This window comes from Gemmobacter caeni (genome assembly GCF_003054195.1).
In the GTDB taxonomy this organism is placed as follows: domain Bacteria; phylum Pseudomonadota; class Alphaproteobacteria; order Rhodobacterales; family Rhodobacteraceae; genus Gemmobacter; species Gemmobacter caeni.
Genome location: NZ_QBKP01000004.1, coordinates 289,698 through 302,264 on the forward strand (window position 1 = coordinate 289,698; position 12,567 = coordinate 302,264).

Annotated in this window: 17 protein-coding genes and 1 tRNA gene; 12 read left to right on the plus strand and 6 right to left on the minus strand. The window is 66.6% G+C overall.

The window, feature by feature from the left end; all coding sequences use genetic code 11:
• Positions 1-124: 124 nt before the first annotated feature.
• Both C8N34_RS08755 and C8N34_RS08760 read left to right on the plus strand, forming a co-directional pair.
• On the plus strand, positions 125-910 hold the full coding sequence (locus C8N34_RS08755; protein ID WP_407646010.1) for a lytic murein transglycosylase: 786 nt from the start codon (positions 125-127) through the stop codon (positions 908-910).
• Between the two features lie 59 nt (positions 911-969).
• Positions 970-1,044, plus strand: a tRNA-Glu gene (locus C8N34_RS08760).
• A 322-nt stretch (positions 1,045-1,366) separates the two neighbouring features.
• Here C8N34_RS08760 and C8N34_RS08765 read toward each other — a convergent pair.
• Positions 1,367-1,573 carry a DUF1127 domain-containing protein gene (locus tag C8N34_RS08765; RefSeq protein WP_054302559.1) on the minus strand — a complete coding sequence of 69 codons (207 nt, stop codon included), beginning with the start codon at positions 1,571-1,573 and terminating at the stop codon, positions 1,367-1,369.
• A gap of 87 nt (positions 1,574-1,660) precedes the next feature.
• Between C8N34_RS08765 and C8N34_RS08770 the strand changes: the two genes are divergently transcribed.
• Both C8N34_RS08770 and C8N34_RS08775 read left to right on the plus strand, forming a co-directional pair.
• The gene (locus tag C8N34_RS08770) at positions 1,661-2,548 is read left to right on the plus strand and encodes a LysR family transcriptional regulator (protein WP_108128522.1); all 888 of its coding nucleotides are present in this window, start codon (positions 1,661-1,663) and stop codon (positions 2,546-2,548) included.
• Positions 2,532-3,491: a P1 family peptidase gene (locus C8N34_RS08775; RefSeq protein ID WP_108128523.1), complete on the plus strand. Its 960-nt coding sequence runs from the start codon at positions 2,532-2,534 to the stop codon at positions 3,489-3,491. The genes C8N34_RS08770 and C8N34_RS08775 overlap by 17 nt, the downstream gene beginning before the upstream one ends.
• Here C8N34_RS08775 and C8N34_RS08780 read toward each other — a convergent pair.
• Entirely contained in the window at positions 3,488-4,117 is a 630-nt protein-coding gene (locus tag C8N34_RS08780; protein ID WP_108128524.1) for a LysE family translocator, read from the minus strand. The two genes, C8N34_RS08775 and C8N34_RS08780, sit on opposite strands and share 4 nt — an antisense overlap.
• 93 nt (positions 4,118-4,210) lie before the next feature.
• On the opposite strand from C8N34_RS08780, the gene C8N34_RS08785 reads away from it, so the two are divergent.
• The gene (locus C8N34_RS08785; protein ID WP_054302555.1) at positions 4,211-4,657 is read left to right on the plus strand and encodes a methylated-DNA--[protein]-cysteine S-methyltransferase; all 447 of its coding nucleotides are present in this window, start codon (positions 4,211-4,213) and stop codon (positions 4,655-4,657) included.
• A gap of 87 nt (positions 4,658-4,744) precedes the next feature.
• Positions 4,745-5,581, plus strand: coding sequence for a DMT family transporter (locus tag C8N34_RS08790; RefSeq protein ID WP_054302554.1), 837 nt, complete (start codon positions 4,745-4,747; stop codon positions 5,579-5,581).
• Here C8N34_RS08790 and C8N34_RS08795 read toward each other — a convergent pair.
• The gene (locus C8N34_RS08795) at positions 5,578-6,285 is read right to left on the minus strand and encodes a CDP-alcohol phosphatidyltransferase family protein (protein ID WP_108128525.1); all 708 of its coding nucleotides are present in this window, start codon (positions 6,283-6,285) and stop codon (positions 5,578-5,580) included. The two genes, C8N34_RS08790 and C8N34_RS08795, sit on opposite strands and share 4 nt — an antisense overlap.
• Positions 6,286-6,487: 202 nt before the next feature.
• On the opposite strand from C8N34_RS08795, the gene C8N34_RS26650 reads away from it, so the two are divergent.
• The gene (locus tag C8N34_RS26650; RefSeq protein ID WP_108128526.1) at positions 6,488-6,790 is read left to right on the plus strand and encodes a hypothetical protein; all 303 of its coding nucleotides are present in this window, start codon (positions 6,488-6,490) and stop codon (positions 6,788-6,790) included.
• A 30-nt stretch (positions 6,791-6,820) separates the two neighbouring features.
• Here C8N34_RS26650 and C8N34_RS08805 read toward each other — a convergent pair whose 3' ends face one another.
• Entirely contained in the window at positions 6,821-7,207 is a 387-nt protein-coding gene (locus C8N34_RS08805; protein WP_108128527.1) for a winged helix-turn-helix transcriptional regulator, read from the minus strand.
• 106 nt (positions 7,208-7,313) lie between these two features.
• Between C8N34_RS08805 and C8N34_RS08810 the strand changes: the two genes are divergently transcribed.
• Positions 7,314-7,940, plus strand: a complete 627-nt coding sequence (locus tag C8N34_RS08810; protein WP_054302550.1) for an NAD(P)-dependent oxidoreductase — start codon at positions 7,314-7,316, stop codon at positions 7,938-7,940.
• Positions 7,941-7,943: 3 nt separating this feature from the next.
• Here the strand turns inward: C8N34_RS08810 and pyrF are convergent, their stop codons facing one another.
• On the minus strand, positions 7,944-8,639 hold the full coding sequence (gene pyrF, locus C8N34_RS08815; RefSeq protein ID WP_054302549.1) for an orotidine-5'-phosphate decarboxylase: 696 nt from the start codon (positions 8,637-8,639) through the stop codon (positions 7,944-7,946).
• 119 nt (positions 8,640-8,758) lie between these two features.
• Between pyrF and C8N34_RS08820 the strand changes: the two genes are divergently transcribed.
• From C8N34_RS08820 to C8N34_RS08835, 4 genes are read left to right on the plus strand one after another with little or no spacing between them, the layout of a single operon-like run.
• Complete coding sequence (locus tag C8N34_RS08820; RefSeq protein WP_108128528.1) at positions 8,759-9,667, plus strand: ROK family protein; 909 nt, start codon at positions 8,759-8,761, stop codon at positions 9,665-9,667.
• Positions 9,661-10,374: a copper homeostasis protein CutC gene (locus C8N34_RS08825; protein WP_108128529.1), complete on the plus strand. Its 714-nt coding sequence runs from the start codon at positions 9,661-9,663 to the stop codon at positions 10,372-10,374. Before C8N34_RS08820 ends, C8N34_RS08825 begins: the two co-directional genes overlap by 7 nt.
• Positions 10,375-10,418: 44 nt before the next feature.
• Complete coding sequence (locus C8N34_RS08830; RefSeq protein ID WP_054302546.1) at positions 10,419-11,192, plus strand: hypothetical protein; 774 nt, start codon at positions 10,419-10,421, stop codon at positions 11,190-11,192.
• The gene (locus C8N34_RS08835; RefSeq protein ID WP_054302545.1) at positions 11,189-12,013 is read left to right on the plus strand and encodes a TolB family protein; all 825 of its coding nucleotides are present in this window, start codon (positions 11,189-11,191) and stop codon (positions 12,011-12,013) included. Before C8N34_RS08830 ends, C8N34_RS08835 begins: the two co-directional genes overlap by 4 nt.
• On the opposite strand, the gene C8N34_RS08840 is transcribed toward C8N34_RS08835, so the two are convergent.
• The gene (locus C8N34_RS08840) at positions 11,980-12,372 is read right to left on the minus strand and encodes a hypothetical protein (protein ID WP_054302544.1); all 393 of its coding nucleotides are present in this window, start codon (positions 12,370-12,372) and stop codon (positions 11,980-11,982) included. The genes C8N34_RS08835 and C8N34_RS08840 overlap by 34 nt on opposite strands.
• Positions 12,373-12,567: the final 195 nt, after the last annotated feature.

A 12,567-nucleotide genomic window follows, 5' to 3' on the forward strand; every position in this document is an offset into this window, starting at 1 on the left:
GCGCTGGCGGCAATGTGATGCGCAGGGTGGCAGGCTGACGAAACAGACGCTTGCGCGCCAAGGGCCAGCCCGTAGACTGAGGAAAACCCACCAAGGAGTTCTTCAGGTGTTTTCTTTCAAGGGGATTGCGGCTGCGGCTCTGGCCGTGCTGGGCCTGTCCGGTGTGGCGGCTGCTGCGCCGTGCAGCAATACCGGGGCCGATTACGAAAGCTGGAAGCCCGTCATGGCGCAGGAGGCAGCAGCGGCCGGGGTCGGTGACAAGGGGATCGCCGCGCTGATGGGGTCGAGCTATGCCAGCAAGACCATCGCCGCCGACCGCAATCAGAAAAGCTTCAAATACTCGCTGCAAAAGTTCATGCAGGTGCGCGGCGCCGATACGATCGTGGCGCAGGGCCGCAAGCGCAAGACGCAGAATGCCAGTTTCTATCAGGCGCTGGAGCAACGCTATGGCGTGCCTGCCGGCCCGCTGCTGGCCATTCACGGGATGGAGACGGGCTTCGGCGGTTTCATGGGGGACAGCAATGTCGTCTCGGCCATCGCGACCCTGGCCTATGACTGCCGCCGCAGCGAGTATTTCACCGACCACCTGATCGCCGCGCTGATGCTGGTGGATCGCGGCGTGATCTCGCCGAAAACGGTGGGCGCGAAGCATGGCGAGGTGGGCCACACCCAGTTCCTGCCGGGCAACGTGCTGCGCTATGGCGTGGACGGTGACGGCGACGGTCGGGTGGACCTGACCAAACAGGCCGATGCTTTGGCTTCGACCGCCAATTTCCTCGCCCAGAAGGGCTGGCGCCCCGGCGCGGGCTATCAGGAGGGAGAGCCGAACTTTGCCGTGATCAAGCAATGGAATGCCGCGACCGTGTACCAGCAGGCCATCGCGATCATGGGCGCGAAAATCGACCGCTAGGCGCAAAGATTCCTCTTGCGCCCGCCCGGTGGCTGCTCTAATCAGCCGCCACCGGCTATGGCCCGTTCGTCTATCGGTTAGGACGTCAGGTTTTCAACCTGAAAAGAGGGGTTCGACTCCCCTACGGGCTGCCATTTTGATCTGCAAGTTTCTGATTTTGCTGCGAAATTACAGATCGCCGAAACCCTGCGACTTAACTGCTCCAGCGAAAATCCGGTATCTTCGGTCCCGCCGCAGGGCGAAAGCGATCAGGCATTCGTGAGCAAAAAGCTGGCGCGGTTTCATCGCTCGGGCTGGCCGGGCAACACAACGGCCAGTGTTTCGCGAACTCGCGGTAGCAAGTAGCAAAATGACGTGTGCCCTTGTCTGCTTCCCATCGGCTTGCCGGCAGCACGGTTACAGCAAGGAAATCGGGTCGTCCTGCCCCTGGCAGCCAGGTGACGTGCTGCGCCCGTGTCAGACGGCCGGGTTTTCCCCTTTGGCGTCACACATGTTGATAAACTGCGGATGCGCATCCATCCCTGCCACCATCGCTTCTACCTCGGTGCGGGTCAGGCCGATATCGTGGATCAGGTGGTCGTCGGGTTTGGCCAGCAGGCGGGCGAGCGACCGGCGCGCGGCGTGGTGGTCGCGCCAGCGGCGCAGGGCAGCGAGGATGGGCATGGCGGTCTCCTTTCCGGCAGGCTCCCACGCTGCTTGACTTCAATCAAACGAATAGGCCTTATGCTTGATATCATCTGAATTGATATCATGACTCCGCTCGACTCCGATCTTCTGCGCAGCTTCCTGACCCTCGTCGAAGAGGGCAGCGTCACCGGCGCCGCCGCGCGGCTGGGGCGCACGCAATCGGCGGTCAGCATGCAGTTGAAGCGGCTGGAGGATCACGCAGGCCACAGCCTGTTCCTGCGGGCACCGCGCGGGCTGGTGCTGACCCCGGCGGGCCAGCGCCTGCTGCCCCATGCGCGGACTGCCGTCGCGGCGGTGGCGCGCGCGGCCGAGGTGATGGAGGACCGCGCCGAAACCGCGCCGCTCCGTCTGGGTCTGCCGCCGGAATATGTGGAGCAGTTGCTGCCGCGTCTGGTGCCCGCCATGGCCAGTCTGCATCCCGAGGCGCAACTGACCCTGCGCAGCGATTATTCCATCCCCGGCCTGGCCGCGCTGGAGGCGGGAGAGCTGGATTTCATGATCTACTTCGACACGGTGGTGCAGCCGGGGCAGGGCGAGTTGCTGGCGATGGACCCGACGGTCTGGGTAACCTCGCGCCAGCATGCGCAGCACCTGCGCCGCCCCTTGCCAATTGCCAGCTATCTGGAGTCGGACTGGTGCCAGAGCCATATGATCGGGTCACTGGAACGGCGGGGCATCGACTGGCGTTCGGTGTTCGAATGCGACACGACGCACGGGTTCTGGACGGTGGTGCGGCAGGGATTCGCGGTGGTGGCGCTGGCCCGCAGCGCCATCCCGCCGGATTGCCGCGAACTGACCGAGGCTGAGGGCTTTCCGCTGGTCGATGCCTCTTGCGTGATGCTGCGGCGGCGCGCGGGGGTGGAGGGGCCGGCGGCCGACAGCCTTGCCATCCTGTTGCGCCAGATCTTTGCCACCCTGCCGGAAGGAACCGCCCATGCCGCGCGCCCGTGATCTTGGAGTAACCATCGGCCGCTTCGCCCCCGGCCCGCTGAACGCCATCACCGATGTTCCGGGCGTGCGGATCGGCCATGTGACGCTGATCGAGGGCGATCGCACGCGCACCGGCGCCACTGCGATCCTGCCGCATGGCGGTAACCTGTTCCGTGACCGGGTTTCTGCCGGGTTTGCCGTGCTGAACGGCTTTGGAAAATTCGCGGGATCGACCCAGGTGCAGGAGTTGGGAGAGCTGGAAACCCCGGTCCTGCTGACCAACACGCTGGCGGTAGGGCGCGCGATGGAGGCGCTGGTCGCGCATGTACTGGCGCTGCCGGGGAATGAAACGGTCACTTCGATCAATGCCGTGGTGGGCGAGACGAATGATTCCGGGCTGAACGACATTCGTGCGGCCCGCCCGACCGTGGCCGAGATGCGGCAGGCGCTGGAGGCCGCCAGTTCTGGCCCGGTGGAGGAAGGTGCCGTGGGGGCCGGGACGGGCTGCATCGCCTTTGGGCTCAAGGGCGGGATCGGCACCGCGTCGCGCCGGGTCGACGGGTATATGCTGGGTGTGCTGGTGCAGGCCAATTACGGCGGGACCCTGCGGCTGGACGGTCGGGCCGCGCCGGAAACCTCTGAGGCGGATACCGACGGCTCCATCGTGATCGTGATGGCCACAGATGCGCCGCTGTGCCCACGCAACCTGACACGGCTGGCAACCCGCAGTTTCGCGGGGCTGGCGCGCACCGGATCTGCGCTGTCGAACGGTTCGGGCGATTACGCGCTGGCCTTCGCCACCACGCGGGGCCAGATGCCGAACGAGATGATGTCGCCGCTGTTCGAGGCTGCCATCGAGACGACGGAAGAGGCGATTCTGAATGCGCTTCTGATGGCGGGCGATATGCGGGGCTGGGATGCGGCGACGCGCCAGCCCCGGCAGGTCCGGGGCCTGCGGCTTTAGGCGGCGCGGCGCATGGCGGCTGTGGCGATACCCATGGCGACAAGCGCGCCACCGCCCGCACGGGTCAGGCCGCGCATCACTGCCTGGCGCGCGATCCGCTGGCGTAGCCGGTCGGCCAGCAGGGCATAAGCCAGCACGTTCAGCGTGGCGAGGGTGACGAAGGTTGTCACCAGAACGGCGAATTGCGGCGCCAGAGGCTGCCCGGTCACGATGAACTGCGGCACGAAGGCGATGAAGAAAACAATGGATTTCGGGTTCAGCGCGGTAACGGCTGCGGCATGGCCAAAGACCTGCGCGGGCTGCGCCGCGCTGTGCGCTGCTACCGTGCCAAGGGTTGCATCGGGGGCGCTGCGGAACAGCTTGATGCCCAGCCAGACCAGATAAGCGGCCTCGATCCATTTCAGCGCGGTGAACAGCGTGGCGGAGGCCAGCACCAGGGCCCCCAGTCCGGCGAGCGAGGCGCTCATCGCGATGAGGTCGCCAAGGGCCACACCTGCGGCGGTGGCCAGTGCCACGCGGCGCCCCTGGCTCAGCGCATAGCTCAGCACCAGAAGGACGGTCGGTCCCGGTATCATCAGCAGAACGGTCGAGGCGGCGACAAAGGTCAGCCAAAGCTGGAAGAACATGGGCGGCTCCTGTGTGCAGAGGGGAAGTCAGCCATGGCGCACCGGCGCTGTAAAGCTCTTTCCCTTGACGCCCGCCGATGCCATGTTCAGCGGATGGATACGACCTTGCACAGCCCCTTCGGCCCCCTCTCTCTGCGCGAGCGCGACGGTATTCTGGTGGCGCTGGACTGGCGGCCGGGGCAGGATACCGCTACGCCGCTGGTGGCCGAGGGCTTGCGCCAGCTTGCCGAATATTTCGATGGCAAGCGCGTGATCTTCGATCTGCCTCTGGACTGGGGGCAGGGGATTCATGCGCAGGTGCGCCGTGCCATGGCTGCCATTCCGCTGGGCGAAACCCGCACCTATGGGGAGATTGCTCTGGAGATCGGGGCTCCCGCGCAGGCGGTTGGACAGGCCTGCGGCGCCAATCCGCTGCCGATCCTCATTCCCTGCCACCGGGTTCTGGGGCGCAACACGCTGGGCGGCTTTTCTGCCCCCGGCGGGGTGGAAACCAAGGTGGCGCTGCTGCGCTTCGAAGGGGCCGCCGGATTGCTGATCTGATCGCCCGCACCGTCACAAATCTGTCGCAAACCTGATTGAAGCCACTTCCGCCCCGGCCTAAGCCAAGGCAGGGAAACGGAGGCAGGCGTGAGCATTGGCGTTCTTCTGGCGGTTCTGGGCGCGGCCTTTCTGCATGCGCTGTGGAATGCGCTGATCAAGCTGGGCACCTCGAAGATCGGGGCCATGGTCATCCTGTCTGTGGCGGAAATCCCCATTGGGCTGGCCATCGCCCTGCCGCGCCCCGCCATCGCGGCGGAGGCCTGGCCCTGGGTGATCGGGGCTGCCTGCACGCATTTCTTCTACAAGACCTTTCTGACCCTGGCCTATGACCGGGGCGATCTGTCGCGCGTCTATCCTATCGCGCGTGGGGCGGCACCGATGATCGTGGCGCTGGTGGGGGCGGTGGCCTTGTCGGATCAGGTGACCGGCCCGCAGTATGCGGGCATCGCGCTCCTGGCGGGGGGAATTGGCCTGATGGCGCGGGGCGTCTTTACAGATGGCGAAAGCCGCCGGTTGCTGCCCTTCGCCTTTGGCTCTGCCATGGCGACGGCAACCTATACGCTGCTCGACGGGCTGGGTGCTCGGATTTCGGGCGATGCGATCAGCTATGTCGCCTGGGTCTTCGTGGCAGACGGGCTGATCTTCACGTTGGGCAGCCTTGCGCTGCGCGGCACCGCCGTCCTGCCCCGTGCGCCCCGCGCCTGGGTGGTGGGCAGCTTTGCGTCGCTGGCTTCTTACGGGTCATATGCCATCTCGATCTGGGCCATGACGGTGGCGCCCATCGCCGTGGTGGCGGCCTTGCGCGAAACCTCGATCCTGTTTGCAGTGCTGATCGGATGGCTGGCCTTTGGCGAGCGGATGACCCGCGACAAGGCGATTGCCGCGCTGATGATCGTGGCCGGGGTGATCGTGACGCGGCTTTAGGAAATCCGGCGCGCGCCGCGTTCCGGGATGATCTGCTGCGCGATACCCGCGAAGGTCAGGTAAAGCGAGGTCAGCAGCAATCCGTAATGCGCCCAGCTGGCCGGGTGAAAATCGACCCAGGCCGCCCAGCCGGCAAAGAAGGTCCATGCCAGCGACATCGGCAAGGTGATCTCGCGCCAGCGCTGCGTCCGGGTGGGGTGGACGAATTTCAGGTTGGTGAACATCGCAATGGTCAGCGCAATGACGAAGACGAGGATGGTGCCCTCGCCCGGACGCACCGCAAACATCACCAGAACGAACATGTTCCAGCAGGCGGGGAAGCCGGCGAAGGAGTAATCTTTCGTCTTCATCCGCGTATCGACGAAATAGACGACCGAGCCATAGGTGATGACGATGATCGCCAGCCAGCCGGTCCAGCCCGGCAGCAGCCCGGATTTGAACAGGGCGAAAGCAGGGATGAACACATAGGTCAGGTAGTCGATGATCAGATCCAGCAGCACCCCGTCATAGGTGGGCCAGTTGTGCTTCACGTCGTATTTGCGCGCCAGTGGGCCATCGACCCCGTCGACGAACAGCGCCACCACCAGCCACAGGAACATGAGATCCCATTTGCCATCGACGGCAGCCAGCATGGCCAGCATGGCCAGAACGGCGCCGGTGGCGGTGAACAGATGGACGAGCAGGGCCTGCATACGCAATGACATTCGACCATTTCACCCATCGGGCCGCGAAAATCAACCGCAACTGCGGCCGGAGAGGCCATTGCCTGCCTGGTCTCACGGAGGGCGCGATGATGCGCCGCGCGCCGCAGGAACCGGCCCGGCCCGGATAGTGCGGACGCTGAAAGGGAACCTGTCGCGCGCCAGTGACGTTGATTGTCCAGAAACCCAAGCAAGGGAAAACATCATGACCGACAACAACATGCGCGAGGTCTCGCCTCGGACGACCCATATTCATACCTCTGAAAACCGTGGTTTTGCCACCGGCTTCATGCTGTTCGTACTCGGCGGCGTGGTGGCAGTTCTGGCTATTCTCTGGTTCGCTCTGGGCGAGCCGACCAGCAACCCTTCCACCGCTCCGGCATCGCAGGGCGGGGATGTGAACCTGACCATTCAGAATCCGGCTCCCGCGGAAGTACCCGCTCCGGCCGAGAACGCCGCCCCGGCTGAAAATGCTGCTCCGGCGACCGAAGCTCCTGCCGGGAACTAAGGTTGCGGGCAGAGCCAGCAAAAGGCCCTGTCAGGCCGCGCCCTCCGCAACGGGTGCGGCCTGACGCGCATCGTAACGGGCGCGCGATTCCCAGACGGCAGGCTGATGCGTCGCCGCCCAGTCGCGCAAAGGCTCCAGCCGCGAAATCAGACCCGTGCCCAGATCCGTGACCGCATATTCCACCTGAGGCGGCGACAGGGGCAGAACGGTGCGGGTGATCAGCCCGTCCCGCTCCAGCTGCCGCAGGGTCACCGACAGCATGCGTTGCGAAATCCCGTCAACGACCCGCCGCAAGGCGTTGAACCGGCAGGGGCCATTCGAGAGTTCCAGAAGCACCAGCAAGGACCAGGCATCGCCGATCCGGTCCAGCACATCCCGGATCGGGCAGGGCTGGTTGCTAAGGTCGCGTGGCGGCATGGCGGTTCCCCCGGTGTTACCATGTGACGAAAGAATGCGTCTTCCCGCAGACCGGATCGGGCCGTATCTGGTTACTTATCGTAACCTGAATGCAAGGAAACAGGCAATGAAGATCTTTCTGATTGGCGCAAGCGGCATGATCGGCTCGCGTATTCTGGCCGAAGCCGTAGCGCGCGGGCATGAGGTGATCGCAGGGGCGCGGCGGCCAGAACGCATTGCGGCTTCGGCGCAGGTGCATCCCGTGGCGGTGGATACCGCTGATCCCGAAGGACTGGCCGCGCAGGCTGCGCAGGCGGATGTAATTGTCGCCGCCGCCTCGCCGCGCAGCACCGGCGATGCGGTGGCCGAGATGGGCCAGATCGGTGCGGCGGTGATGCAGGCGGCAAAGGCAAGTGGCAAGCGTCTGGTGCTGGTTGGCGGTGCCGGATCGCTCAACCTGCCTGATGGCAGCCCGCTGCTGCCGCATCTGCCGCAGGAATACAAGGCCGAGGCGACCGGCATGAAGGCCGTGCGCGACCGTCTGCGCGACTCGGATCTTGACTGGACGTTCTTCGCCCCGGCGGGGCTGATCCAGCCGGGCGAGCGGACGGGCAGCTTCCGACTGGGCACCGATACGCTGATTTCCGACGCCGAGGGCAACAGCCGCATCAGCGCCGAGGATTATGCCGTGGCTTTGGTGGACGAGCTGGAAACCCCCGCCCACCGGCGCGGCATGATGACGATCGGCTACTGAGCCTCAGCGCGGGGGCAGTTCCGCGATGACGGCGCGGGCGGCGGCAGCCGGATCGTCGGCCTGCCACACCGGGCGGCCTACGACGATGTGATCGGCGCCGTCGCCGATGGCTTGCGCCGGGGTCGCCACGCGCTTCTGGTCGCCCAGCGCGGCCCCAGCGGGGCGCACCCCCGGCGTCACGATCAGCCGCCCCGCCGCCTGCGGCAGCGCGCGGATCATCGCGGCCTCCTGCGGGCTGGCGATCACGCCATCCGCCCCGGCCTCCAGCGCGCGGGCGGCGCGTTCCAGCGTGATTTCGTGGATGTCGCCCGGCACGATTAGGTTCGCATCCAGATCGGCCCGGTCGAGCGAGGTCAGCACCGTCACCGCAAGGATTTTCGTGTTGCTGCCGCGCCGCCCCTCGGCCGCTGCGCGCACCACCTGCGGGTCGCCATGCACGGTCAGGAAATCGAGGTCGTATTGCGCGATGCCGCGCACCGCCGCCTCGACCGTGGCGCCGATGTCGAACAGCTTCATATCCAGAAACACCCGCTTGCCGCGTTCCTGTTTCAACTCGTTCGCCAGCGCGAAGCCGCCGCCGGTCAGCATCCCCAGCCCGACCTTGTAAAAGGAAACCGCATCGCCAAGGCGATCAGCCAGCGCGAGGCCCTGCACGACATTCGGCACGTCAAGCGCCACGATCAGACGGTCATCGCTCATCGGATACTCCTTTTTTCGGGGTGGTCCGGGGCGGTTTGCCGCCAAGGCGGCGGGGTGTCAACAGGTGGCTGGGCGGCACCGGCAGGAGAATGCTAAGGAAGGCGGGGCAGGAGGCGCAGATGCTGGCAGTTTTCGATATCGGTGGCACGAAGATCCGCGCGGCAGCCTCGTCCGCGCCGGGGCGGCTTGGTCCTGCACAGGATATGCGCACCCCGCGCGAGGATCTGGCAGGGTTCACCGCCACGCTGGCCGGAGCCATAGCCTCGATGGGCCGGGGGGTGCAGGGCATCGCCATTTCCATCGCGGGCTGTGTCGATCCGGTGTCGGGGCGAATGAAGGTCGCCAATATCCCCTGTCTGGATGGCCGCGTCCCGGCTGAGGATCTGGGCGCGGCACTGGGCCTGCCGGTCTGGATCGGCAATGATGCCGATTGCTTTGCCCTGGCCGAGGCCGCCGAGGGCGCGGGGCGCGGCCATCGCACGGTCTTCGGTGTGATCCTTGGCACTGGCGTCGGCGGCGGGCTGGTGATCGACGGGCGGCTTGTGACCGGGGCCGGAGGGTTTGCCGGGGAATGGGGCCACGGGCCTGTGCAGGATCGTATGCCGCTGGGCCATGCCCTGCCACGCTTCACCTGTGGTTGCGGGCAGGAGGGGTGTCTGGACGCCATCGGCGGCGCGCGCGGGATCGAACGCCTGCACCGCCACCTGCATGGCCAGGCGCTGCCCGCCGAGGCGATCACGACCGGCTGGCAGGCGGGTGATGCGGCGAGTTCGGAAACCGTGGCAGTGTGGCTGGAGGTGATGGCCGGGCCACTGGCCATGGTGTTGAACGTGGTCGGCGCGACTTCTGTGCCGGTTGGCGGTGGGCTGGCGCGGGCGCCGGGGCTGGTGGCGGCGCTGGATGCCGCCGTTTCGGCGCGGCGGCTCTGGCAGGCGACGGGTCCGGTGGTGGTACCTGCGGCGCTGCCCGGTGATCCGGGGCTGGTGGGGGCAGCCCATGCCGGCTGGCAGGAGCTGGCGCCATGCTGATCGAAGTCTGCGCCGCCACGCCCGAAAGCATCGCCGCCGCCGTCTCGGGCGGGGCCGGGCGGATCGAGCTGTGCTCGGCGCTGGAACTGGGCGGCCTCACGCCCTCCGCCGGGCTGATGCGTCAGGCGGCGGGGTGCGGCCTGCCGGTCTTCGCCATGATCCGCCCCCGCGCCGGGGATTTCTGCTGGAGCGCGGCAGAGCTTGACCTGATGTGCGACGATATCGCCACGGCCCGCGCCGCAGGCATGGCAGGGGTAGTGCTCGGTGCCTCGCACCCCGATGGGCGGCTGCACCGCGCGGCGCTGGCGCGGCTGGTGTCGGCGGCGGATGGCATGGGGCTGACCCTTCACCGCTGCTTTGATCTGACGCCGGACCGGGCCGAGGCCGTGGAAATGGCAGTCGCTCTTGGCTTCCACCGCATCCTGACTTCCGGCCATGCCCTGCGGGCCGAGGACGGGCTGGCCGCACTGGCCGAGGTGCAAAGCCTTGCCGCGGGGCGGTTGTCGATCATGGCGGGCTCGGGGGTGACGGCGGCCAATGCCGCGCGTTTCACGGCATTGGGGCTGCGTGAACTGCACGCTTCCTGTGCCACGCCGCGTCCTGCGCCTGCCGCAGCCATTGCTTTCGGCTTTACCGCGCCTGAAATCCGCGAAACCCGCGCCGATCTGGTGGCCGCGCTTGTACGCGCTGCCGCATTGACAAGCTAAGCCCGCCGGGGTTCGATTCCGCCAAACCCGAGACGAGGCACGCCATGCAGATCAACATGACCTTCGACCGCCCCGAAGAAGGGCCGGGTTCCGGCCCGATCACCGTGGGCTGGTTCCTGACCAGCGACAAGGGCGCCGTGCTTTACGATCCGCCCGAACGTGTCAGCTTTCGCCAGACCAACCGCACGCATGCCAAATCGGCCAGCCGCTGCCCCGGCGTGATCCAGCTGGAAAGCCGCTATTTCATGGTGAAATGCCCTTTCGACATGCAACTGGGCTTTGGTCGCGATGAGAAAGGCAAGCCGCATCTGATCAACCGTGCGGGCACGGCCTCGCCCATCCGGCCCAGCAAGCTGAACGAAGTGCTGACCCTGGTGAACGAGGCGGAATGGCGCTACCCCGACCGTCCGACGATCCAGATGATCCTGCCCTATTGTTTCATTGCCGACGAGCTGGTCTATGTGACGCAGCTTTCAGCCTTCATGCATTACCGCCGCGATCCGCTGCCGGGCACGATCTTCGGCGGGCGCTTCCCGCTGAACATCTGGCCGCGCCCGCTGATGTGGGCTTTCGAATGGCACGAGCCGCAGAAGGACATCATCCTCAAGCGCGGTGAGCCGCTGTTCTATGTGCAGTTCGAGGGCAATGGCCCCGACCGCCCGGTGCAGGTGGTTGAAGCTGAGCGTACGCCGGAATTGCAGAAATACATGGAACAGATCGGCGGCGCAGTGAACTACGTCAATCAGACCTTTGGCCTGTTCAAGGCGGCCGAGGCGTTGCGCCCGGCGAAGCTGCTGACCCCCAAGACCCGCGAATGACCTGGCGGTCGTCGCTGGAGGTCTGCGATCCGCAGACCGGCGATTGCCGGGTGATCCTGCGCAGCGACAGGCTGATCGAGGCCCCGAACTGGCACCCGGAGGGCTGGTTCCTGGTCAATGGCGACGGCGGATTGTGGCGGGCTTCCGCCACCGGGCTGGAGCAGATCGTCACGCCCGGGGGGCTGCGCTGCAACAATGACCACGGCTTTCTGCCTGATGGCAGCATCGTCTTTACGGCGCATACAGACGAGGGACCGGGTATCTACCGGCTGTCCGGGGGCGGGGTGCAACAGATTGTGGAGCGGCGCCCTTCGTGGTGGCACGGGGCCCATGCGCGCCGTGTCGCCTGCGCGGTGGCGCGGGGCGACCGGGTGTTGCGTATCGCGGAAACCGATCTGGACAGCGGTACAGAGCGTGTACTGACCGAAGGCCCCGGCACGCAGGACGGGCCGGATTATTCCGCCTGCGGGCGCCATATCTGGTTCAATTCCACCGCCACGGGCCATGCGCAGATCTGGCGGATGGCGGCTGACGGGCGTGATGCCGTGCCGGTGTTCCGCGATGACCGGGTGAACTGGTTCCCGCACCCTTCGCCCTGCGGGCGGCATGTGGTCTATCTGTCCTATCCACCGGGGACCGGGGGGCACCCGCGCGACCTTGACGTTTCGCTGTGGATCATGCGCCCCGATGGCAGCGACCGGCGGCGGCTGGTCGATCTGTTCGGCGGGCAGGGCAGTCTCAACGTGCCATGCTGGGCGCCGGATGGCCACGCCTTCGCCTTTATGCGCTACGCACCTGCAAGCGGCGGGGCCGGAACATAGGCCGGGGGCGGCAGCGGCTCGCCCCAGACCGAGACATGCACCTCCGCCCCCTCCGGCCCGGCCAGATGCTCGGGGGTCAGGCCCACGATGCGCAGCCGCAGACCGTCGGGTGCCGCCAGCCAGGGTGCCAGCGTGGTCGCCGCGCGCGGACCCAGATGGCCCAGCGTCACCTGCCGCCGATGCGGGATCAGCCCCAATATGTGCCGCCGCACCGAGGCGGTGACCATCAGCCGCCCGTCGTCGGCCGGGTGCAGATGCACGGTGTCGTTCAGGCACAGGCCACTGCGTCCGACATGAAGGGCCAGGCCATGCACGCGGGTCTTGTGCAGGATCGGGATGGGGCGCGTGATGCTCGACATGGGGCTCTTCTCTGGTTGCGGCGGGCAGCATCGCGGTGAAGCACAGGGCTCTGCAAGGTGCTGCGGCATGCACGCGGGGGCTGTGCGCCGGATGTCGCCGGAACCTGCCGCGCGCATCGGCAAGGAAATGACCATTGCGCCGGGCCTGCGGAATCCCGCTTGCGGAAATCTTTGCGCCGGAAGGCCGCAGCCGTC